We start from the raw sequence: 21672 nt of genomic DNA, 5'->3' as shown, positions 1-21672 counted from the left end.
TCACGCCGCTAAGGTGGCGTCGTGACGACCATCGAGCGGGCGGGGCCCGCGGACACGGGTGAGATCCTCACCGTGCAGCGCGCGGCCTACGTGAGCGAGGCACAGCTCTACGGCGACCCGTTCATCCCGCCCTTGATCGAGACGGCCGAGCAGGTGCGCAAGGCCGTCGAGACGGCCACCGTGCTCGTCGCCCGGGACGCCTCGCGCGTCGTCGGCGCGGTCCGGGGCCAGATGTCCGGGACGACCTGCGTGGTCGGGCGGCTGGTCGTCGCACCGGACCTGCAGGGCCGGGGGATCGGCGGGGCGCTGCTGGCGGCCCTGCACGACGAGGCCGCCTCGGCGCTGGCGTTCGACCTGTTCACCGGGCACCTGTCCGAGGGCAACCTGCGGCTCTACCGCCGTCACGGCTACCGTGAGACCCGCAGGGAACGGATGAGCGACCACCTCACCCTGGTGCACATGCGCAGAGAGGTGTGACGGGACCCTCTGCCCCGCGCACGGCGCCTCCGGACGCCGGGTGGCCGCATGCCCGCCCTCCCGGCGGGCGGGCCGTACCCGTATGCTGCCGACCATGCTGAAGGTAGGGCTCACCGGCGGGATCGGGTCGGGCAAGAGCGAGGTGTCGCGGCGGCTGTCGGCCAAGGGCGCGATGGTGATCGACGCTGACAAGATCGCGCGCGAGGTGGTCGAGCCGGGGACCGAAGGGCTGGCGCGGGTCGTCGCGGTCTTCGGGGCCGGGGTGCTCCGCGAGGACGGCGCGCTCGACCGGGAGAAGCTCGGCTCGATCGTGTTCGCCGACTCCGAGAAGCTGGCCTCGCTCAACGCCATCGTGCACCCCCTGGTCGGGGCCCGGGTCGCCGAGCTGCAGGGCCGGGCCGGCGAGGGCACGGTCGTCGTCTACGACGTGCCGCTGCTGGCGGAGAACAAGCTCGCCCCGATGTACGACGTGGTGATCGTGGTCGACGCGTCCGACGAGGTGCGTCTGGCCCGGCTGGCGGAGATGCGCGGCATGAGAGAGCAGGACGCCCGCGCCCGGATCGCCGCCCAGGCCACCCGCGAGGACCGGCTGGCGGTCGCCGACATCGTGATCGTCAACGAGGGCTCCCTGGAGGAGCTGGACGCCCGGGTGGACGAGGTCTGGGCCGAGCTCGCCACGAGGGCCTGACGACTGCCGCAGCGCGGGCCGGCGGGAGCCGGCGGGCGGCGGGCCGTCGTCGACTGGCGGCGGCCAAAGTCGGCAAACCACTGGACCTTCTCCGGCCAGTCATTAACGTGGAGACATCGGCCGGCGGGCGAAGGCGGTGGCATGCGCGGGAAAGTCCTGCTGGGCTGGCTGGGCGCCAACGCCGAAGCCCTGATCGCGCTGATGATCGCGGTTGTGGCGGGAGTCCTGGGGCTCACCGGGGTGGCCTCGGTCGCGCACGTCAACAGCGCCATCCTCGTGACGCTCGCGGCGCTCTCCCTGGCGCTGCTGCGCGAGCGCTGGCGCGGCGAGTCCGAGCCGGACACCCGTGAGGCCCTGCTGACGGCGCACACCTCGCTGCGGGCGCTCCCGGACCAGATCGAGCGGATCAACAGCCTCGACGGCGTGATATCGGACGCCAGGGCGGCGCTGGACGAGGCGATCAACGTCAGGGTCCTGACCGGCGGCGAGATCTCGCGCGTCCTGACGGAGGCGAGGGCCGAGGCCAAGGAGTGGATCTTCAAGGGCGGTACGGCGACCTTCGTGCGGGCGGTGGTCATCCCCGAGTGCGTACGGCGGGCGCGGCAGAACCGCCGGGAGCTGACCGTGCGCCTGGAGATCCTCGACCCGACGGACCACGCCCTGTGCGCCCGCTACGCGAACTACTTCCGGTACACCGTCGACGATCCGAACGAGGACGAGCGGTCCTGGACGGCGAAGGAGACCCAGATAGAGCTCTACGCCACGATCCTCGCCACCTGCTGGTGGCAGCAGAAGTACCCCCGTCTCAAGATCGCTGTCGCGCTCTCGTCCACCATGACCATCTTCCGCTGGGACATGACGCAGGCGTGCCTGGTCATCACCGAGCGGGGCCCGCGCTTCCCGGCGATGATGATCAAAGAAGGGCGCTTCTACTACGACTACTGGCGCAACGAGCTCGACGAGAGCTTCAAACAGGCGCGGCCGGTGCCGCTGAACCGGGCCCCGGCGTTGAGTGACGTTCCCACGGTGGAGGAGGCGCGCGAGCTGTTCGCCCGCCTGGGGATGGCGCTCCCGGAGTCCTACTCCGACGAGGACGCCGCGAAGGTCGTCAAGCATGCCGTCGACCCCGACAACCCGTATGGGTGAAGGCGCCCCGATCGGTGCGGCGGCCCGTGCGCTGCGTGCCGGCGACACGGCGGGCCTGCGGCGCCGGATCCGGGAGGTCGTCGCCGAGCTGCGCTCGGGGCGCCGTCCGATCGAGGCGGTCAGGCACCCCCTGGAATTCGTGTGCGTGCCCCTGCACCGTGCCGGCCGTGCCGGGCTCTGCCTGCACCTGTGGGAGAGCGCGGGCGAGAGGATGCATCCCGTCGTCCACGCGCACAGCTGGGATCTGTGGAGCTACGTGCTGTCCGGAACGGTGTTCAACGAGATCCTGTCGATCCGCGACGACGCGGCCGGTCGGGGACCGCGCCTGTACCGGGTGGACAGCCTGGAGGGGGTGGACGAGATCATGCCGACCGGGCGTCTCGTCGTCTCCGCCCGCGAGCGCCTGGAGGAGGTGCCGGCGGGCCGGATCTACCGGCTGGCCGCCGGCCGGTACCACCGGAGCGGGCACCGCGGGCCCACGGCGACCGTCGTTCTGGGCGAGCACCGCCCCGGGGTCCACAACATGATGCTGGGCCCGCCGGACGGCGTGCCGTCCACCAGCCGCCGGGAGCGGTGCCCGGCGGCGGAGGCCCTCGCCCTGCTGGACCCCGTGGCCCGCGCCTGCGGCCTGTCCCCCTGACCCGGGCCGGTCGTGCCCCGGCCTGAGCCGGACCGGCTGACCGCCTCGGCGGAGCGGAGAGCGGCGAAGGCCGGCGGCCCCGGTCCGGCCGTCGGTGACGGTCGGACCGGGGCCGCCGGCTGAGCGGATCATACCCGGCGGGCCGGAGCCCGGTGAGCGGATCGGATCCGGTGGATCAGAACCAGCCGCGCTTCTGGGCCATCGCCTGCAGGCCGCCGCGCAGGGCCTGGTCGGCCTGGGCGGGGTTGTCGGTGTAGCGGACGGTGAAACGGCTGTAGGTGTCGTGGCTGCCGCCGAAGGAGCCGCGCTTGTCGGCCTCCAGGATGACGTCCATCGCGTTCGGCCCGGCGAGGAAGGTCAGCTCCAGCTCGTTGAAGTGGCGGCCCCACTCGTGGCCCGCGTAGTACTCGATCTCCTGGAAGAACGGCATGGTCGAGCCGTGCAGGGTGCCGCGCTCCAGGTCGGCCTTCTTGAAGCGGAAGCCCATGCCGTCCAGGGCGCGGATGACGTAGTCCTGGGCGGGCAGCGGGTTGACGAACAGCGGGTCGAGGTCGCCCTTGTCCACCGCGCCCGCCAGGGCGAGCTCGGTGGCCACGCCCAGCTTCATGCCGTGCAGCGGGTGGCCGCCGATGGCGCTGATCGGGGTCTCCCACGGGACCGGGATCTCGAAGGGGGTCGAGTGCGCGGCGCCGGCGGCGAGCTGGAACGGTCCGGCGACCTGCTGGCGCAGGAAGCTGAAGGTCGTCTTGTACTCGTTGTCGCCGCTCTCCACCTCCACGACCGCGGTGAAGTCGATGAAGATGCCCTCGACCTTGTAGTCGGAGCTGCTGCTGCGGAAGTTGACCTGCCCGCGCAGGATCTCGCCGGGGCGGACGTTGGAGTTCTGCAGAACGGTGTCGACCTCGACACCGGCTCCGAACGCGGCCTTCAGCTTACGGAACACCATCGGGAGACTCCCAGAGGTAGAGACGGTTATCAGTGGGTTGCGTTGTGTTCAACGGGGGGTGCGGCCTGACCGTTCCCGACGCTGAGCTGCGGCAGGATCTGGGCCAGAAGCAGAGTGGACAGAGCGGATGAATCGCCCTGAGCGCCCGCGGTGCGGACGACGACGGGACGCGGCGCGCTCTCGGCGAGCCTGGCGCCGACGTCCAGCCGGCGGCGGGCCAGCTCGTACTGGAGGACGGCCCGGTTGTCGCGGTAGGACTCCGCCAGGCGGCGCAGCGCCTTCGCCTCGTTCTCGGCCGAGGTGAGCTCGGCCCGGCCCCGGGCCTCGATCTCCCAGCGGACCCGCTGGGCCTCGGTCTCGTGCTCCTCCAGCATGCGGGCGACGTCCTTGCGCGCGGTGTTGGCTGCGGCTCTCACCTCGACGATACGCGCGTCGCGGGTCTTCTTCGCGCGTTCGATCTCCATCAGCAGCGTGTCGATCCTCCGCTTGCGGGTGAGCTCCCACTCCCGCTCGAAGGCCGACATCTCCTTGGCGACCTTCTCCCGGGTGGCGAGGTGCTGCTGGTAGGTGTCGGGGAGCTGGACGTCGGGGATGTTGGCGCCGGTGACCCGCACGCCGTACCGGCCGAGCTGGCGGTTCAGCGCCTCCTGCATGTCGCCGACGTCGGAGCCCCGCAGGTCGTAGGCGCGCTCGGTGTTCACCAGGCGGCTGCGCTGGCGGATGGCGTCCTGGACGGCGCTGCTGAGCACGAGGTCGAAGTTACCCGCCCCGATCGTCCGGACGAAGGCGACCGGGTCGATGATGCGGAACTTCAGGAAGAACTCGATGGACTTCAGCGGCACGTTCTCGGCGGTCGGGCAGGCCACGATGGGCGCCGAGTAGGGGATCTCGGTGGATGTGTCCACCACCGCGTCCACCCGGTCCCACGGCAGCCACAGGTAGTGCCGGCCCGGCGGCAGGGTGCCGGCGATCGCGCCCCAGCGGCTGCGCACGCCGGTCGTGCCCTCCTCGATCTCGATGATGGCCCGGCGCCAGAGCCAGATCGCCGCCGCGATGAGGAAGAACACCGTTCCGGCGGCGGCCAGGAGGCGCAGCGTCCCGTCGGCGAACGCCGCGGTGCCCGCCATGTACAGCGCGAGGAACAACAGCGTCACCCAGGCGAAACCGCGGCGGTCCTTGGGGATCACCACCGGCACGAGCTGCCCGGACTCGCCGCCGCGCAGCAGCTGGCGGATGTCGGACCAGGCCGCCAGAGACTCCTTGATCTTCGAGAATTCCCTGCTCACTGGTCGCTCACCGCTCCTCGTTCACTCCGCGGACCGCTCGTCCCTCGCGAGCCGCTCCGCTCACTGCGTCGGGTTCGCTCAGCGCTCACTGGTCGCTCGCCTCCTTCACGTCATCGTTCTGCACGGCGGTCGCCGCACTCGTGGCCGCGGTCTCGGCGGGCGGGTTGAGCAGGGCGGTGATCTCCGACTCCCGGGACTCGACCCGGTGCCCGATCTCGGCGACCCGGGCGCGGATCGCGGCCATGTCGGTCTCGGAGAACAGCGCCGCCTCGCGGCTGCCGACGAGCTGCTGGGCCAGCGACAGCAGGTCGATGTCGACGGTCTCGCCGACCTGGACCACGCGGGGCAGGTGCGAGGCCACGGCCTCCAGCTTGTCCAGCATGTCCTGCTGGAAGCGGTAGTCGAGGATCTCGGGGGCCTCCGCGGCGCTCAGCGCCCGGATGTCCAGCGCCTGGGCCTCCAGCAGCGCGGCGTTGGCCTTGGCGGTCGACTCCGCCTCGACCAGCCGCTGGCCCGCCTGGGCCTTGGCCTGGTGGGAGGCGCGTTCCAGCGCGGTGTCCATCCGGGCCTGGTATCCGGCGATCTCGGCGTGGATGGCCGAGAGCTGCTCCTGGAGTCCGGCGAGCTCCTTGACCAGATCGCCCTCGTTCTGCTCCTTGCGGAGCTGGAGCTCGTACTCGTAGGTGTAGGCCTCCTTGGCCACCCGGATCATCTCCGGGGCGGCCAGGTCCATCCGGTACTCCTGGCTGGACGGCTCGGCGTGGGTGATGTTCACGTCGGTGAGCCGTACGGCGGGCAGGAACTGCTGGTTGAGGTTCTCCAGCATGCCGAGCGTGCTCTCCCCGACCAGGTCGTAGATGTCCTCGGCGCGCTGGGCGTAGATGAGGGAGCGGGTGACCTCGCTGATGGCGTTCTGCAGCTTGGCCTGGAAGCCGCCGACCGAGCCCAGGACGAAGATGAACTCCGCCGGGTCCTCGATCCGGAACTGCAGGAACAGGTCCACGCTGGCCTTGACGCCCTGCTGGGTCGGGGCCTCGCGGATCGGGGCGTTGAACGGGTACTCGCGGGTGGTGTTGACGATGTAGCTGACCCGCTTCCAGGGGTTGAACAGCGTCACCCGCCCCGGCTCGGCGATCTGCACGAGCTTGCCGAACTTGGTGATCAGCGCCTTGCAGCCCTCGGGCACCATCACCACGCTCCGCCGCCACCACAGGAACGCGGCGGCCAGCGCCAGCACGATCCAGTAGTGCACGCCGAACAGCACCCGCGCGCCCTCGGGCAGGCCGGTGGCGACCAGGCCGACCACGCCGAGAACCGCCAGCACGATCAGCGGGAGGACCACCCGGGCGGTGGTCCCCTTGGGGATGACGACGGGGGAGATCACGTGGACCGGCTCGCCGTTCTCGCCGCGCTCGCTGAAGCTGCGGTTGACGATCTCGCCGGCCTCGTTCAGCGAGGCGCTGCGGGCCTCGATGACCGTTCCGGTGGACACGCCCTGATCACGGGCCGCCAGGAAGTCGCCGGGGTTGAGCGAGAAGCCCTTCTCCCCGGGCCCCTGACCGGTGAACTGCCCCGCGACCTGGCCGACCGCCTGCCCGACCGCTTGGCGTGGATCACCACCCTGCGCGATCGCCTGGGCCGCCGCCGCGGCTGCCTGCCGGACGGCCTCTCTTGGCCGGGACATCACACCTCCGAGATAGTCATGTGCGGAAAGCCCGATATGTAACGTCCGGTGGGCCTGGCACGGGTGAGATTCAAGAGCATCGAGCTTGCGGACCACTTGCCGAACGGTTGAATAAGGATTGTCGGCCCTGCCGCCTACAGTGGGACAGGTGAGGCCGGTAACAGATTTGCAGCGTACGGTGGCCCCCTTCGAGGTCATCACGGACATGACCCCTTCGGGCGACCAGCCAACCGCGATCGCCGAGCTCGAACGGCGCGTGCGGGCGGGGGAGAAGGACAGCGTCCTGCTCGGCGCCACGGGCACGGGCAAGACCGCCACGATCGCCTGGCTGATCGAGCGGTTGCAGCGCCCCACCCTGGTGATGCAGCCCAACAAGACGCTCGCCGCCCAGTTCGCCAACGAGCTGCGCGAGATGATGCCCAACAACGCGGTCGAGTACTTCGTCTCCTACTACGACTACTACCAGCCCGAGGCGTACGTCCCGCAGAGCGACACCTACATCGAGAAGGACTCCTCGATCAACGACGAGGTCGAGCGGCTGCGGCACTCGGCGACCAACTCCCTGCTCACCCGCCGCGACACGATCGTGGTCGCCTCGGTCTCGTGCATCTACGGCCTGGGCACCCCGCAGGAGTACGTCGACCGCATGACCCGGGTGAAGGTCGGCATGGAGGTCGAGCGCGACCAGCTGCTGCGCCGCCTCGTCGACATGCAGTACACCCGCAACGACCTCGCCTTCACCCGGGGCACGTTCCGGGTGCGCGGCGACACCATCGAGATCATCCCGAAGTACGAGGAGCTCGCCGTCCGGATCGAGATGTTCGGCGACGAGATCGAGAAGCTCTCCACCATGCACCCGCTGACCGGAGAGGTGATCTCGGAAGACGAGGAGCTCTACATCTTCCCCGCCTCCCACTACGTCGCCGGCCCCGAGCGGATGGCCGGGGCCATCCGGGGCATCGAGGACGAGCTGGCCGGGCGGCTGGAGGAGATGGAGCGGCAGGGCAAGCTGCTGGAGGCCCAGCGGCTGCGCATGCGCACCACCTACGACCTGGAGATGATGCACCAGATCGGCACCTGCTCCGGCATCGAGAACTACTCGCGTCACATGGACGGCCGTCCCCCCGGCAGCGCGCCCAACACCCTGCTCGACTACTTCCCCGAGGACTTCCTGCTGGTCCTGGACGAGTCGCACCAGACCGTCCCGCAGATCGGCGCGATGTACGAAGGCGACGCCTCCCGCAAGCGCACCCTCGTCGACCACGGCTTCCGCCTGCCCTCGGCGCTGGACAACCGCCCGCTGAAGTGGGAGGAGTTCCTGGACCGGATCGGCCAGACCGTCTACCTGTCCGCCACCCCCGGCTCCTACGAGCTGGGCCGGGTCAAGGGCGAGGTGGTCGAGCAGGTCATCCGCCCGACCGGCCTGGTCGACCCCGAGGTCGTCGTCAAGCCGACCACGTCCCAGATCGACGACCTGGTCCACGAGATCCGCACGCGCACCGAGAAGGACGAGCGGGTCCTGGTCACCACGCTGACCAAGAAGATGGCCGAGGACCTCACCGACTACCTGCTGGAGCTCGGCATCCGGGTGCGCTACCTGCACAGCGAGGTCGACACGCTGCGCCGCATCGAGCTCCTGCGCGAGCTGCGCATCGGCGAGTTCGACGTGCTCGTCGGCATCAACCTGCTCCGCGAGGGCCTCGACCTGCCCGAGGTGTCGCTGGTGGCCATCCTCGACGCCGACAAGGAGGGCTTCCTCCGGTCGGAGACGTCGCTGATCCAGACCATCGGCCGCGCCGCCCGAAACGTCTCCGGCCAGGTGCACATGTACGCCGACCGGATCACCCCCTCCATGGAGCGGGCGATCGAGGAGACCAACCGGCGCCGGGCCAAACAGCAGGCGTACAACGAGGCCAACGGCATCGACCCCCAGCCGCTCCGCAAGAAGATCGCCGACATCCTCGACTCGCTCAACCGCGAGGACGCCGACACCGCCCAGCTCCTCGGCGGCAGCGGCCGACAGCAGTCGCGCGGCAAGGCCCCGGTGCCCGGCTTCGCGGTCAAGCAGGCCGGGCAGCACGCCAAGGCGATCGCCGGGGAGATGCCCCGCGCCCAGCTGGAGTCGCTGATCGAGTCGCTCACCGAGCAGATGCACCAGGCCGCGGCGGACCTGCAGTTCGAGGTCGCCGCCCGGCTCCGCGACGAGATCAAGGAACTCAAGCGCGAGGTCCGCGACATGCGGGAGGCCGGGATCACCTGAGCCTCGCTCCGGCCTGCCCTGCGACGCCGCTCCCCGCCGGGCGTCCTCTCCGACCGGTCAGGTACGGCTCTCCCGGTCCCCGGCACCGCCTTCCGGGCCCGGACGGCCTTCCCGGTCAGGTAGGGCTCTCCCGGTCCGGACGGCCGTTCCGGCCCGGGTGGCGTGGCGAGCCGGTTAAACCGCTCGCCCGCGGGCGGGCCGGGGGCTATGGTCGCGGCTGGTCCGAGAACGAGGGCGGGGGAACGGAGACGGGATGCGCAGGTGCGTCGAGTGTGGATGCCCGGAGTACGGCGGGGCCCCCGGCTGCGCCCGCTGCCTGGCCCTGGTCGACGCTCTCGTCGAGGAGGGCTGGCGCGCGTTCCTGCGGCGCGAGTTCGGTACGGCCGTTCCATCCGGGGTGGATGAGACGGTGATCGCCGAACGCGAGTCCGCTACGGCGGACCTGCCCCGGGCGGGCGGGACAGTGACCGCCGAGCGCGAGTCCGCCACGGCGGTTCCGTCCGAGGCGGATGAGACGGCGATCGCCGAGATGGTCGTGGACGAGCCTTCCCGGCACGACTGGCGGGTCGTGGACGCGGCCCTGGACCGGCTGGCGTGCCCCGAGTGCGGTTCGCGGCTGGGACGCGGCCCCCGTGGCTGCCCGCCGTGCGACCTGGCCGACGGATTCCGCTACTCGGCGATCGAGACCGACCGGCCGGGCGTGCCGCCGGGCAACGAGCACGCGGTCCGGGTCGGCGTCTCCGTGATCCGCGGCGCACATCGGCAGTCACCCGGCGCGGTGCTCGGCTGGCGCTCCGGCCTGCCCTTCCTGCTGGAGGGCTTCCTGCCGAGCACGGCGCAGGCGCAGGCCATGCGGGCGAGGATCAACGCCGGTGCGACCTACGAGGAGCTGGCGGAGACCTACGACGCGCTCAGCCGCGGATGAACTCGTCGAGGTCGAGATCGATGTCCACGCCGAAGCCGATGTCCGTCCGGAGGCGCCCGCGGTGGATCCCGGTGGGGACGTAGGCTTTCACGGACGGTTCCGGCTCGAAGGTGCAGACGACGGGCCGCTCGTCCTCCTGCTCCGCCCGCGGGGAGGCCCCGGATAGAACCACTCGGGAAACACGGTGGTCATCCGTGGACCTCCCCCCCGACGAAAGCCGGGATCAACGCGACGTGCTCGTGACGCCGCAGGGGGTGATCGTCAGCGGGGCTCTTCCGGGCGCGCGCGGTCGATCATCGTGCGGTTGTAGAGCTCGTCGATCTGGTCCAGCGGGTCGGGGATCGGGGCCTGGCGGCGGGCCTCGATCTCCAGGTCGGTGCGGCTCTGGATCTCGTCGATGCCGCTCGCCGTGTGCGTCATCTGGTCGTTCATCAGGTCGGCGCGGATCCGCGCGCAGGCCGTGGTCAGCTTGGCCTGCTGGTCGCGCAGGCGGGCGAGCGTGGCGTGGTCGACGTAGGGGGACACGCGGCTCTGCTGGGCGTAGCGGCCGAGCTGGGCGTCGAGCTGGTCGGCGTGCATGCCGATCTCGCCGATCAACTGGGGCAGCTCGCCCAGGCCCCAGCCGTCCCGGAGGGCGTGGTCCACGGCCTGGCGGGTGATGGAGACCTCACGGCGCAGGTCCAGCCGCATGCGCTCGGCCTCACCGGCGTCGCCGGGGTCCATCGCGGCCACGTGGGAGACCACCCGGGTCGTCACCTTCCGCGCCTTCTTCGTGGCCTTCTTGCCCACCTTGACCAGCAGGTACAGCCCGGCTCCTCCCAGGATGAGGAGGAACAGCAGGATCACCAGGACGATGGTGAGGAAAGTGCCGATCGGAGCCACCTCCCGGTGGGGGTCGTTCGAGGTTCTTCGAGCATATCCCGCGCGCTTGCCTGCACGCGGTTTCCGGGCTTATGGGACGGACCCTCGTATCGTGCGACCCGTCGCTGAGCGGCCGCTGAGAGACGGCTGAGGACCCGTCAGGGGGCCCTGGTCAGCCGGGGCGCACTCCGCCGCGGCCGCGCATGCGGCGGCGGCGGCGTACCTTCCTGATCACCCACCAGGCGAGCAGGGCCAGCCCGGCGACGACCACGAGGACGAGGACCGGCAGGAAGATCGCCACCAGGCTGATGCCGAGCGAGCCGGCGTCCTCCACCGTGCTCACCACCGGCGCGCCCACCCCGGCGGTCGAGGCGTTCACCACGGGCCTGGCGGTGGTCTTCATCACGTGGACGGCCAGCGCGACCCCGATGCCCAGCACCCAGCTCACCCAGGGGTGCTCGGCCATCCAGGTCGAGCCGTCGAGCCGGGCCGCGGCCTCGGTGGCGCTGAACACCACGCCGCCGGAGGCCGGGCGGACCACCGTCTGGATCATGTCGTTGACGCTGTCGACGACCGGGACCTTGTCGAGCACGATCTCGGCCAGCAGCAGCACGCCGATGATCCCCAGCACCCAGCCGTTCGCCAGCCAGGCGAACTCCTGGGGCAGCCGTACCTGGTCGGTCGTGTTGGCCAGCAGGCCCACCACCAGCAGCGGGATATAGGCGTTCAGCCCGGCCGCGGTGGAAAGGCCCAGGCCGGTCAGTGCCGCGAGCATCACACCTCCGTCGTCTGTCTCCCCTTCCAACGTTTTCCGGAGGAAAAGGGATCCCGACGGTTCCGACGGAATCCGGCGCGCCCGGGAACGGGACGAGGGATGCCCGGGAACGGGACGAGGGACGCCCGGGAACGGGACGAGGGACGCCCGGGAATGGAACGAGGGGCGCGCCCGCATGCGGGCGCGCCCCTCGTCCTCTCCTGCGGGCTTACTCCGATACGGGGATTCGGAGCACCTCGCCCTTACCGGGCGTCATGGCCTTGTCGGCCACGTAGACGGCGCCGTCGGGGCCGACGGCCACGCCGAGCGGAGTGGTCAGCGTGCCGGGCTTGAGAAGTTCGGTGCGGGCGCCGTCGGCCTCGATCCGGTAGACGGAGGTCTTGGCCGTGTGATCGGCGGGCAGCGGCCCGACCGAGCCGAGGACGATCAGCCGTCCCTCGGCGTCGAAGGCCACGTCGGCGACCGTGGTGAAGCCCTTCGCCGCGGTGGTGACCCTGCCGTCCTTCAGGCGGAAGACCCGGGCCGAGCCCTCGGGATTGGGGAAGCCGCCGTGTTCGGCGACGTAGAACGCGCCGTCCGGGCCCCGGACGATGCCCATCGGGACCGACTGCATCGGGATCTTGCTGCCCTTGGGCATCTTGAGCTCCGGCGGGGCCGCGACGGAGCGGGCGCGGAAGACCGCCTCCGTGCTGACCTTGCCCTTCGCGCTCACCCGCAGCACCGTGTTGCCGCCGGTGTCGGTGACCAGCGCGCCGCCGCCGGGCAGCGGCGCGACCCCGAACGGGTAGGAGTCGACCGCGCTGCCCTTGTCCTTGCGGTCGGGGTTGTGCCTGGTCTCGTGGGCGGCCAGGTCGGCGACCGAGAGCCGCTTGCCGCGCGGCGACAGGGTCAGCAACGTGCCGAGGGTCCTGGCCTTGGGGCCGAGCTCGGCGCGGAACTCCGTGTCGCCGGAGAAGCCGACGGTGACCAGCAGGTCGCCCTTCCCGGTGAGCGCGACGTCGTGCGGGCCGAGCGCGAACGGGCCGCTGGCCGCCGAGGGCAGACCCTTCAGCAGCACGGAGGTCTTGCCGTCCTTGACCGTGCTGATCCTGCCGGTGAGGCCGAAGCAGATCTTCTCCGCCTTCTCGCCGGGGGCCGCGGGCGGCGTGGCGCACTTGAGCTTCCCGCCGTGGCCGGACTCGGCGATGTACAGCGTGCCGTCGGGGCCGAAGGACAGTCCGCGCGGGCTGTCGAGTCCCTTGGCGACGACCTCGACGGCGCCGTCGGCGGCCTCCGCCGTCGCGGCGGGCGCGGCCGCCGCGGTGACCGCCGACACCGCGATTCCCGCCGCGGCCGCCGTCAGCAGCCGACGATTACGAACTCCGCTCATCATGATCTCCTCCGCCGGACGTCCCGCGCGTCCGATGGCGCGGTCGGGCAACGGAGAAGCTACGAGCGGCGTGATCGCCGGCACAAGGGATCTTGATCGGAATCAGCCCCGCGCGGCGGCGAATTCCACCGGGCGGGGGAGATCGTGTCCGTCGCGCGGCGGACCGGCCCGGACGGATCCGGGACGGCCGTCCGGGCCCGCCCGGTGGCTCCTCCGCGCGCCCGGGGCGGACCCGGTGGTTTCCCCGCGCGCGGGGCCGCTCAGTGACGGCCGATGATGTCGACGCGCCGCACGCCGGTTTCCCCCGCGGGATCGCTCACGCGGGGGCGTCGTCGTAGGTGATGTCCCGCACCCGTGCGACGGCGGCGGCGAGCTCGTCGATCATGTCGTGGACGACCCGCCGGGCGGGCTTCACCTGGTTCAGCTGGCCGACGACCTGGCCCACGAAATAACCGGCGAGTTCGCGCGCGCCCGGGTCGCCGCGCTCGGCCGCGCGGGTGATCCTGGCCATGGCGCCTTCGGCGAGCAGCATCTGCAACGGCATCGGCAGCGCCCCCGGGCTCTCCTGCGCCTCGTCCCACTCCTCGGTCCAGGCCGACCTCAGCTGCCGGGCGGGCTTGCCGGTCCGGCAGCGGGACCTCACGGTGTCGGAGGAGGTGGCGGCCAGCATCTTGCTCCTGACGGAGAGCGGCGTCTCGGCCTCCTCGGTGGTCAGCCAGACCGAGCCGCACCACACCCCCTCGGCGCCCAGCGCCAGCGCCGCCGCCATCTGGCGGCCGTCCGCGATCCCGCCGGCGGCCAGCACCGGGACGCCCACCGCGTCGACCACCTGGGGGACCAGGACCATGGTGGAGACCTCGCCGGTGTGCCCGCCCGCCTCCGTCCCCTGCGCCACGATCACGTCGGCCCCGGCGGCGACCTGGCGCCGCGCGTGCTCGACGGTCCCCACCAGGGCGGCGACCGGGACGCCGGCGGCCCGGGCCTTGTCCACCATCTCGGGCGGCGGCGGGCCGAGCGCGCTGGCGATCAGGCGGATCGGGTGCCTCAGCGCCACGTCGACGAGGCCGCCCGCGCCGCTGGCCGTCACCCGCCGCCCCAGCTCGTCGGCGAAGGCGGACAGCGAGGCCGACAGCGGTTCCGGGGCGCCCAGGCCGTACTTGCCGAACAGGTGGGTCACGAAGTCGCGGTGTCGCTGGGGGATGACGTCGGCCAGGCGGACGTTCGCGTCGGCCGCCGAGGAGTCGATTCTGCCGGGCACGAGCACGTCCACGCCGTACGGCCGGCCGCCGACCCGCTCGTCGATCCAGGACAGCTCGGTGTCGAGCTGCTCGGGGGAGTAGGCGACGGCGCCCAGCACGCCGAAACCGCCCGCGTTGGTCACCGCGGCGACCACGTCGCGGCAGTGACTGAAGGCGAAGAGGGGGAAATCGACATCGAACATTTCACAGATCGCGGTCCGCATGCCGTGACCGTAATTCCAGAACCATGTTCGGTCCAGGGCTCGCGGGGAGAGGAGCCTACGGAGTGGGGAGTCCCGCCGGGGGATCGGCGAGGGGCAGCTCCGCGAGTGGGGAGTCCATGCCGGGGAGCCCCACGGGGAGGAGCTCCGCCGGCGAGGGCTCGGCGGAGCCGGGGCGGACGCCGTTCAGGTGGGGAGGCTGCCAGCCCTCGCCGGGGGTGTAGCGGCGCACGACCTTGGCCGGGATGCCCGCGATCACGCTGTGGTCGGGGAACTCGCCGCGGACCACCGCGCCGCCCGCGACCACGCACTGGCGGCCGATCCGGGTGCCCGGCAGGATGATCGCCCCGGTGCCCAGCCATGAGCCCGAACCGATCGAGACCGGTTTGTTGCGCGGCCACTGGCGGCCGATCGGCATCTCGGGATCGTCGTAGACGTGGTTCTGGTCGGTGATGTACACGTACGGCCCGGTGAACACGTGGTCGCCGATGTCGATCGACTGGTGGCCGACGATGTGGCTGCCCCGTCCGATCGAGCAGCTCCCGCCGATCCGCACGATCGAGTCCGGGCCGAGGTCCACCCCCGGCCCCATGCCCGCGGAGATGGAGACGCGCTCGCCCACGAGGGTGTGCTCGCCGATCTCGATCCAGGCCTCGCCGAAGATGGCCCCGACCGGGAAGGACAGGCAGGCGCCGTCGCCGAGGCGGCGGAACCGGTAGCCGGCGGGGTTGGCCGGGCTGACCGCGCCGGCCGCGCGGATCACACTCCAGCCGCGGTGAATGAGGGTGCCGGCGGCACGCCGTACCAGGCCACGAAGCGACATAAGAGCCAAAGTTACCGCTTGGTCACTCGCGGGCGGAACGCAGGGCGAGCCGGTCGTGCCGCGCCTCGCCGGCCGCCGCGCGGTTGACCCCCGGGGCATGGCGTGCCGGCAGAACACCCGGGAAGAAGGGGTCATACGGGCGTCTCGTGAGCAGGGTTTGATATTCTGAGAGCCCGTGGACCTGTAGGCCGCTCAGCAGGGCGGCCGACGATCTGTCACGACCACGGGAGACTCCTTGCGCAGCGCCGCACACACCAAGCATCTGTTCGTCACCGGCGGCGTCGCCTCCAGTCTCGGCAAGGGACTGACGGCCTCCAGTCTGGGACGGCTCCTCAAGCTGCGTGGCCTGCGGGTCACGATGCAGAAGCTCGACCCCTACCTCAACGTCGACCCCGGGACGATGAACCCGTTCCAGCACGGCGAGGTCTTCGTCACCGACGACGGCGCCGAGACCGACCTCGACGTCGGCCACTACGAGCGCTTCCTGGACACCGAGCTGCACGGCTCGGCCAACGTGACCACCGGCCAGGTCTACTCCAACGTCATCGCCAAGGAGCGCCGCGGCGAATACCTCGGTGACACCGTGCAGGTCATCCCGCACATCACCAACGAGATCAAGGACCGCATCCGGTCCATGGCCGGTCCCGACGTCGACGTGGTCATCACCGAGGTCGGCGGCACCGTCGGCGACATCGAGTCGCTGCCCTTCCTGGAGGCCGTGCGCCAGGTCCGTCACGAGGTCGGCCGGGACAACGTGTTCTTCCTGCACGTCTCGCTGCTGCCGTACATCGGGCCGAGCGGGGAGCTGAAGACCAAGCCGACCCAGCACTCCGTCGCCGCGCTGCGCAACATCGGCATCCAGCCCGACGCGATCGTGCTGCGCTCCGACCGCCCGGTCACCAACGCGATCAAGCGCAAGATCAGCCTGATGTGCGACGTGGACGAGGACGCCGTGGTCTCCGCCGTCGACGCGGCGAGCATCTACGACATCCCCAAGGTGCTGCACTCCGAGGGCCTGGACGCCTACGTCGTGCGCCGCCTGGGCCTGCCCTTCCGCGACGTGGTCTGGAAGGAGTGGGAGCAGCTCCTGCGCCGGGTGCACCACCCGGCCAAGGAGGTCACCATCGCCCTCGTCGGCAAGTACATCGACCTGCCCGACGCCTATCTGTCGGTCACCGAGGCGATGCGCGCCGGAGGCTTCGCCAACGACGCCCGCGTCAACATCCGCTGGGTCAAGAGCGACGACTGCGAGACCCCCGAGGGCGCCCAGCGCGAGCTGGACGGCGTCGACGGCGTGGTCATCCCCGGGGGCTTCGGGGTGCGCGGCATCGAGGGCAAGCTCGGCGCCGTCCGCCACGCCCGGGAGAACCGCGTCCCGCTGCTCGGCCTCTGCCTCGGCATGCAGTGCATGGTCATCGAGGCCGCCCGCAACCTGGCCGGCGTCGAGGACGCCGGCAGCACCGAGTTCGACCCCGAGACCACCCACCCGGTCATCTCCACCATGGCCGACCAGGAGGACGTGGTCTCCGGCGAGCGCGACATGGGCGGCACCATGCGCCTGGGCCTGTACCCCGCCAAGCTCGCCGAGGGCTCCCTCGCGCGCCAGTTGTACGGCAAGGCGAAGGTGGACGAGCGCCACCGCCACCGCTACGAGGTCAACAACACCTACCGCGAGCAGCTGGAGAAGGTCGGCATGGTCTTCTCCGGCCTGTCGCCCGACGGCCGCCTGGTGGAGTACGCCGAGCTGCCCGTCGACGTCCACCCGTTCTTCATCGGCACCCAGGCGCACCCGGAGTTCCGCTCCCGGCCGACGCGCTCGCACCCCCTGTTCAAGGGGCTGATCAGCGCCGCCCTCGCCTACGCCGACGCCCGCGGCGCCGTCGTCAAGGCCGGGCGGGGCAAGTGAGGGACGTGACCCAGGACGACGACTGGGAGGTCGAGGACGTCCCCGAGGAGTGGAAGGTGGTCTCCACCACCGAGCACTTCCGGGCCCGGGTCATCACCGGCGTCACCGACGCGGTCGTCATGCCCGACGGCGACGTCGTCGACCGCGACTACGTGATCCACCTCGGGTCGGTGGCCGTGGTCGCGCTGGACGGGCGGGGGCGGGTGCTGCTGATCAGGCAGTACCGCCACCCGGCCCGGCACCTGCTGTGGGAGCTGCCCGCCGGGCTGCGGGACGTCGACGGCGAGCCGCTGCACGTCAACGCCGCCCGCGAGCTGGCCGAGGAGGCCGGCTACCGGGCCGGGACCTGGAACGTCCTCGTCGACGCCTTCACCTCGCCCGGCATGTCCGACGAGCGGACCCGGATCTTCCTCGCCCGCGACGTCACCCCGATCCCCGCCGAGGAGCTCGACTTCGTGCGCAGGCACGAGGAGGCCGACATGCCGGCGGTATGGATCCCGCTGGCCGAAGCGGTTCGACGCGCCCTGGGAGGAATGATCCACAATTCCCAGGCCGTGGCCGGTATCCTCGCCGCATACGCCGCCTCGGCGGACGGTTTCGCCTCGCTGCGGCCCGCCGACGCACCGGAGGCATGACGGGAGGACACCCTGAGCGAGACGGAGGCCGTGCTCTCCAGCTACCTCGCCCACCTGGCGGGGGAGCGGGGCCTGGCCGCCAACACACTGGCCTCCTACCGGCGTGACCTCGTGCGGTACGTGGAGCACCTGAAGAACCGCGGCCGCGTCACCTTCGGCGAGGTCGCCGAGGCCGACGTCACGGCCTTCCTGGCCGCGCTGCGCGAAGGCGACGAGACCCACCGGGCCCTCGTCGCCAGTTCGGCGGCCCGGGCCGTCTCCGCGGTGCGCGGCCTGCACCGCTTCGCGCTGCGCGAGGGCGTCTCCGGGCACGACCCGGCCCTGCGGATCCGCCCGCCGCGCCAGCTCCGGCGGGCGCCCAGGGCGATCGGCGTCGCGGAGGTCGAACGCCTGATCGCCGCCGCCGGTCCCGCCGGGGCCCCGCTCACCCTGCGCAACCGGGCGCTGCTGGAGCTGCTGTACGGCACCGGCGCCCGCATCTCCGAGGCCGTCGGCCTGGCCGTGGACGACGTCGACCTCGACCCGCCCGCCCGCCAGGTCAGGCTGCGCGGCAAGGGCGGGCAGGCCCGCGCGGTGCCGCTCGGCCGGCCCGCCGGGGAGGCGCTGGACGCCTACCTCGCCCGGGCCCGCCCGGACATCGCCGCGCACGGCCGGGGCGCCACCCCCGGGCTGTTCCTCAACGCCCGCGGCGGCAGGCTCACCCGCCAGGGCGCGTGGGAGGTCCTCCAGGCCGCGGCCGAGCGCGCCGGGCTGGCCGGTGTGTCACCGCATATGTTGCGGCATTCGTTCGCAACGCACCTCCTGGACGGCGGCGCGGACGTTAGGGTGGTGCAGGAACTGCTCGGCCACGCTTCGGTGATCACCAGCCAGGTGTCCGCCCCGGCCGCGGCCGACAGGCTCCGCGAGATACGTGAGATATACGCCGCGGCGCATCCGCGCGGGCGGCGCTGACTGCCGATGCGGCAGGGCGTGCCGCCTTGCCGCATACGTGTTGTCGTCGTAGTGTCCGTCCGGACGGTCCGGTTCGAGACCGTCAGGGAGGTTCAACTGGTGAGTGTGACCACCGACGGTTCTATCCGGGAAACGAACTCGGGAAACCCCGAGAATCCCTGGGGGGACACCAAGGCCTCCGGGCCCCCCCGAGCGGGGGGAGTCCTGGGGCCGACCGGGCGACCCCGTCCGGTGTTCCCCGACCCGCGCCCGCGGACGGTCCACGGACCGTCCCGTGTCGTCGCCATGGTCAACCAGAAGGGCGGCGTCGGGAAGACGACCACCACCATCAACCTGGGCGCGGCGCTGGCCGAGGCCGGGCTGAAGGTGCTGCTGGTCGACTTCGACCCGCAGGGGGCCCTGTCCGTGGGCCTGGGGATCAACCCGCTCCAGCTGGACCTGACGGTCTACAACCTCCTCATGGACCGCCAGGTCACCGCGGAGGAGGTGCTGCTGGAGACCGGCGTCGAGAACATGGACCTGCTGCCCAGCAACATCGACCTGTCCGCGGCCGAGGTCCAGCTCGTCACGGAGGTCGCCCGCGAGCAGGTGCTCGGCCGGGTGATCAAGCCCCTCCTGCCCGAGTACGACGTGTGCCTGATCGACTGCCAGCCCTCCCTGGGCCTGCTCACGATCAACGCCCTGGCCTGCGCGCACGGCGTCATGATCCCGCTGGAGTGCGAGTTCTTCGCGCTGCGCGGCGTCGCGCTGCTGATGGACACCATCACGAAGGTCCAGGAGCGCATCAACGACGAGCTGGTGATCGAGGGCCTGCTCGCCACGATGTACGACGCGCGCACCCTGCACGGCCGCGAGGTGCTGGCCCGGGTGGTCGAGGCCTTCGACGAGAAGGTCTACCACACGGTGATCAACCGTACGGTCCGCTTCCCCGACGCCACGGTCGCCGGTGAGCCCATCACCAGCTTCGACCCGTCCTCGCTCGGCGCGAGCGCCTACCGCGAGCTGGCGCGCGAGGTCCTCGCCCGGTGGGAGACCGGGAGGTAGCCGCCTCCCGGGAGGCGGCCGCGCTCCCGCGCCCCGGAGCGCAGTGGCCCGCTCCACCGCCGGGTGCGGGACAATGGCGAGATGACCGAGCAGCCGCAGGTGACCGATGACGGCACCTTCAGGGTGCGCCTGGAGGTCTTCGAGGGCCCCTTCGACCTGCTGCTCGGCCTGATCTCCAAGCACAAGCTGGACATCACCGAGGTCTCGCTCAGCAAGGTCACCGACGAGTTCATCTCCTACATCCGGGCCCGGGGGCCGGAGTGGGACCTGGACCAGACGAGCCACTTCCTGCTCGTCGCCGCGACCCTGCTCGACCTCAAGGCCGCCCGGCTGCTGCCCTCCGGCGAGGTGGACGACGAGGAGGACCTCGCCCTGCTGGAGGCGCGGGACCTGCTGTTCGCCCGCCTCCTGCAGTATCGGGCCTACAAGGAGGTCGCCAAGGTCTTCTCGGGCAGGATGGCCGAGGAGGCCCTGCGCTTCCCGCGGATCGTGCCGATGGAGGCCCGGTTCGCCAACCTCCTGCCCGAGCTGGTCCTCGGCATCGGCCCCGAGCGACTGGCCCAGATCGCCCAGCGCGCCTTCGCGCCCAAGGCCCCGCCGTCGGTCTCCGTCTCCCACATCTACCAACCGCTCGCCAATGTCCGCGAGCAGGCGGTTATCCTTGTCGAGCGGCTGCGGCGGCTGCGCCGGGCGACCTTCCGGGCACTCACCTCCGACTGCGCCGGCACCTTCGAAGTCGTCGCGCGCTTCCTGGCCGTCCTGGAGCTCTTCCGGGAGGCGGCGGTCTCCTTCGAGCAGATCGAACCGCTCGGCGAGCTGCACGTGACCTGGACCGGCAGCGACGACGGGGACGTCGTCGTGGCCGACGACTACGACGACGAAGCGAGGAAGGAGCCCGCCGATGGCCGAGCCGGTGGCTGAGACGGCGGCTGGGACGGCGTCTCCGGCGTCCCGGGGTCTCCAGGAGCCCTCCGGTCTCCTCGTCTCTGAGGCGTCCTCAGGGGCGCTTCCCGCACTGCCCGGGTCTTCGGCGCCCGACGCGCCCGACGCGTCCGAGGCGTCCGACGCGTCCGGGGCACCCGCCGCGGTGGGAGGGCCCGGCGGGCCCGAGACGCCCGAGCCCGGTCTGCGCGCCGGGCTGGAGGCGATCCTGCTCGTCGTGGACGAGCCGGTCGCCGAGGTGACGCTCGCCCAGGTGCTGGAGCGGCCCACGCACGAGGTCGCGGCGGCGCTGCGGGAGCTGTCGGCGGAATACACCGCGACGGGCCGTGGTTTCGATCTGAGAGAGGTCGCGGGCGGCTGGCGGTTCTACACGCGGGCCGAGTGCGCTTCCCTCGTGGAGCGGTTCGTCCGCGACGGCCAGCAGACGCGGCTCACCCAGGCCGCCCTGGAGACCCTGGCCGTGGTCGCCTACCGGCAGCCCGTGAGCCGGGCTCGGGTGGCGGCCATCCGAGGGGTCAACAGCGACGGCGTCATGCGCACGCTGGTGGCCAGGGGGCTGGTCGAGGAGGCCGGCACCGAACCGGAGAGCCAGGCCGTGCTCTACCGGACGACTTCATATTTTCTCGAGCGGATGGGCCTGCGGGATCTCGGCGAGCTTCCCGAACTCGCGCCCTTCCTGCCCGACGACGTGGAAACCCTAGAGGAGCACAGACAGTGAACAACAGGCGTAGCACCCCGTCCGGTGATGGACGCGGTCGAGGCCGCGGCGGCGCCCCGCGCGGTGGAGACTCCCGCGGCGGCGGCTCCCGTGGCGGCTTCCGCGCCGACAGCCGCGGCTTCCGCTCCGAGCGCCGC

General features: G+C 71.5%; 21 protein-coding genes. 12 read left to right on the top strand and 9 right to left on the bottom strand.

Annotated features, from left to right (window positions below):
- Window positions 1–21: 21 nt before the first annotated feature.
- From Plo01_RS02445 to Plo01_RS02430, 4 genes are all read left to right on the top strand, one after another.
- A complete protein-coding gene (locus tag Plo01_RS02445) occupies window positions 22–477 on the top strand; it encodes a GNAT family N-acetyltransferase (RefSeq protein WP_203888807.1) in 456 nt (151 codons plus the stop codon).
- 94 nt (window positions 478–571) lie between these two features.
- Complete coding sequence (gene coaE, locus Plo01_RS02440; RefSeq protein ID WP_203888806.1) at window positions 572–1165, top strand: dephospho-CoA kinase; 594 nt, start codon at window positions 572–574, stop codon at window positions 1163–1165.
- 141 nt (window positions 1166–1306) lie between these two features.
- The gene (locus Plo01_RS02435; protein WP_203888805.1) at window positions 1307–2311 is read left to right on the top strand and encodes a hypothetical protein; all 1005 of its coding nucleotides are present in this window, start codon (window positions 1307–1309) and stop codon (window positions 2309–2311) included.
- A complete protein-coding gene (locus Plo01_RS02430; RefSeq protein ID WP_203888804.1) occupies window positions 2304–2951 on the top strand; it encodes a hypothetical protein in 648 nt (215 codons plus the stop codon). The genes Plo01_RS02435 and Plo01_RS02430 overlap by 8 nt, the downstream gene beginning before the upstream one ends.
- 175 nt (window positions 2952–3126) lie before the next feature.
- Here Plo01_RS02430 and Plo01_RS02425 read toward each other — a convergent pair whose 3' ends face one another.
- The 3 genes from Plo01_RS02425 to Plo01_RS02415 form a co-directional block, all read right to left on the bottom strand.
- Window positions 3127–3897: a sporulation protein gene (locus Plo01_RS02425; protein ID WP_203888803.1), complete on the bottom strand. Its 771-nt coding sequence runs from the start codon at window positions 3895–3897 to the stop codon at window positions 3127–3129.
- A 29-nt stretch (window positions 3898–3926) separates the two neighbouring features.
- Window positions 3927–5183 carry an SPFH domain-containing protein gene (locus Plo01_RS02420; protein WP_203888802.1) on the bottom strand — a complete coding sequence of 419 codons (1257 nt, stop codon included), beginning with the start codon at window positions 5181–5183 and terminating at the stop codon, window positions 3927–3929.
- 85 nt (window positions 5184–5268) lie between these two features.
- Window positions 5269–6867: an SPFH domain-containing protein gene (locus Plo01_RS02415; protein ID WP_203888801.1), complete on the bottom strand. Its 1599-nt coding sequence runs from the start codon at window positions 6865–6867 to the stop codon at window positions 5269–5271.
- Window positions 6868–7015: 148 nt separating this feature from the next.
- Between Plo01_RS02415 and uvrB the strand changes: the two genes are divergently transcribed.
- On the top strand, window positions 7016–9127 hold the full coding sequence (gene uvrB / locus Plo01_RS02410) for an excinuclease ABC subunit UvrB (protein ID WP_203888800.1): 2112 nt from the start codon (window positions 7016–7018) through the stop codon (window positions 9125–9127).
- Window positions 9128–9380: 253 nt separating this feature from the next.
- The gene (locus Plo01_RS02405; protein ID WP_203888799.1) at window positions 9381–10052 is read left to right on the top strand and encodes a hypothetical protein; all 672 of its coding nucleotides are present in this window, start codon (window positions 9381–9383) and stop codon (window positions 10050–10052) included.
- On the opposite strand, the gene Plo01_RS02400 is transcribed toward Plo01_RS02405, so the two are convergent.
- From Plo01_RS02400 to Plo01_RS02375, 6 genes are all read right to left on the bottom strand, one after another.
- Complete coding sequence (locus tag Plo01_RS02400; protein WP_203888798.1) at window positions 10039–10224, bottom strand: hypothetical protein; 186 nt, start codon at window positions 10222–10224, stop codon at window positions 10039–10041. The two genes, Plo01_RS02405 and Plo01_RS02400, sit on opposite strands and share 14 nt — an antisense overlap.
- An 89-nt stretch (window positions 10225–10313) precedes the next feature.
- Window positions 10314–10934, bottom strand: coding sequence for a hypothetical protein (locus Plo01_RS02395; RefSeq protein ID WP_203888797.1), 621 nt, complete (start codon window positions 10932–10934; stop codon window positions 10314–10316).
- A 151-nt stretch (window positions 10935–11085) separates the two neighbouring features.
- A complete protein-coding gene (locus tag Plo01_RS02390) occupies window positions 11086–11688 on the bottom strand; it encodes a DUF4126 domain-containing protein (RefSeq protein WP_203888796.1) in 603 nt (200 codons plus the stop codon).
- Between the two features lie 208 nt (window positions 11689–11896).
- Window positions 11897–13057: a ScyD/ScyE family protein gene (locus Plo01_RS02385; RefSeq protein WP_203888795.1), complete on the bottom strand. Its 1161-nt coding sequence runs from the start codon at window positions 13055–13057 to the stop codon at window positions 11897–11899.
- Window positions 13058–13373: 316 nt separating this feature from the next.
- Complete coding sequence (locus Plo01_RS02380; protein WP_203888794.1) at window positions 13374–14519, bottom strand: NAD(P)H-dependent flavin oxidoreductase; 1146 nt, start codon at window positions 14517–14519, stop codon at window positions 13374–13376.
- A 55-nt stretch (window positions 14520–14574) separates the two neighbouring features.
- A complete protein-coding gene (locus Plo01_RS02375; RefSeq protein ID WP_239315812.1) occupies window positions 14575–15339 on the bottom strand; it encodes an acyltransferase in 765 nt (254 codons plus the stop codon).
- A gap of 235 nt (window positions 15340–15574) precedes the next feature.
- Here Plo01_RS02375 and pyrG point away from each other — a divergent pair, with 235 nt between their 5' ends.
- The 6 genes from pyrG (at window position 15575) to scpB (ending at window position 21535) form a co-directional block, all read left to right on the top strand.
- A complete protein-coding gene (gene pyrG, locus Plo01_RS02370) occupies window positions 15575–17245 on the top strand; it encodes a CTP synthase (RefSeq protein WP_203888793.1) in 1671 nt (556 codons plus the stop codon).
- Between the two features lie 5 nt (window positions 17246–17250).
- Window positions 17251–17880 (top strand): NUDIX domain-containing protein, encoded by a 630-nt coding sequence (locus tag Plo01_RS02365; protein WP_203888792.1) that lies wholly within the window; start codon window positions 17251–17253, stop codon window positions 17878–17880.
- A gap of 30 nt (window positions 17881–17910) precedes the next feature.
- On the top strand, window positions 17911–18831 hold the full coding sequence (locus Plo01_RS02360; protein WP_239315811.1) for a tyrosine recombinase: 921 nt from the start codon (window positions 17911–17913) through the stop codon (window positions 18829–18831).
- A gap of 99 nt (window positions 18832–18930) precedes the next feature.
- The gene (locus Plo01_RS02355; RefSeq protein ID WP_203888791.1) at window positions 18931–19875 is read left to right on the top strand and encodes a ParA family protein; all 945 of its coding nucleotides are present in this window, start codon (window positions 18931–18933) and stop codon (window positions 19873–19875) included.
- Window positions 19876–19956: 81 nt separating this feature from the next.
- Window positions 19957–20796 carry a segregation and condensation protein A gene (locus Plo01_RS02350; protein ID WP_203888790.1) on the top strand — a complete coding sequence of 280 codons (840 nt, stop codon included), beginning with the start codon at window positions 19957–19959 and terminating at the stop codon, window positions 20794–20796.
- Between the two features lie 166 nt (window positions 20797–20962).
- Window positions 20963–21535 (top strand): SMC-Scp complex subunit ScpB, encoded by a 573-nt coding sequence (gene scpB, locus Plo01_RS02345; protein ID WP_203888921.1) that lies wholly within the window; start codon window positions 20963–20965, stop codon window positions 21533–21535.
- Window positions 21536–21672: the final 137 nt, after the last annotated feature.

The organism is Planobispora longispora (assembly GCF_016863135.1).
Taxonomy (GTDB): domain Bacteria; phylum Actinomycetota; class Actinomycetes; order Streptosporangiales; family Streptosporangiaceae; genus Planobispora; species Planobispora longispora.
This window is presented reverse-complemented; position numbering and strand designations above follow the sequence as displayed.

What these genes read in the sequence shown, in the direction of transcription:
- coaE (WP_203888806.1), top strand. Translation starts at nt 572, where the DNA reads ATGCTGAAGGTAGGGCTCACCGGCGGGATCGGGTCGGGCAAGAGCGAG.
- Plo01_RS02435 (WP_203888805.1), top strand. Translation starts at nt 1,307, where the DNA reads ATGCGCGGGAAAGTCCTGCTGGGCTGGCTGGGCGCCAACGCCGAAGCC.
- Plo01_RS02430 (WP_203888804.1), top strand. Translation starts at nt 2,304, where the DNA reads ATGGGTGAAGGCGCCCCGATCGGTGCGGCGGCCCGTGCGCTGCGTGCC.
- Plo01_RS02425 (WP_203888803.1), bottom strand. Translation starts at nt 3,897, where the DNA reads ATGGTGTTCCGTAAGCTGAAGGCCGCGTTCGGAGCCGGTGTCGAGGTC.
- Plo01_RS02415 (WP_203888801.1), bottom strand. Translation starts at nt 6,867, where the DNA reads ATGTCCCGGCCAAGAGAGGCCGTCCGGCAGGCAGCCGCGGCGGCGGCC.
- Plo01_RS02405 (WP_203888799.1), top strand. Translation starts at nt 9,381, where the DNA reads ATGCGCAGGTGCGTCGAGTGTGGATGCCCGGAGTACGGCGGGGCCCCC.
- Plo01_RS02390 (WP_203888796.1), bottom strand. Translation starts at nt 11,688, where the DNA reads ATGCTCGCGGCACTGACCGGCCTGGGCCTTTCCACCGCGGCCGGGCTG.
- Plo01_RS02385 (WP_203888795.1), bottom strand. Translation starts at nt 13,057, where the DNA reads ATGAGCGGAGTTCGTAATCGTCGGCTGCTGACGGCGGCCGCGGCGGGA.
- Plo01_RS02380 (WP_203888794.1), bottom strand. Translation starts at nt 14,519, where the DNA reads ATGCGGACCGCGATCTGTGAAATGTTCGATGTCGATTTCCCCCTCTTC.
- Plo01_RS02375 (WP_239315812.1), bottom strand. Translation starts at nt 15,339, where the DNA reads ATGTCGCTTCGTGGCCTGGTACGGCGTGCCGCCGGCACCCTCATTCAC.
- Plo01_RS02350 (WP_203888790.1), top strand. Translation starts at nt 19,957, where the DNA reads ATGACCGAGCAGCCGCAGGTGACCGATGACGGCACCTTCAGGGTGCGC.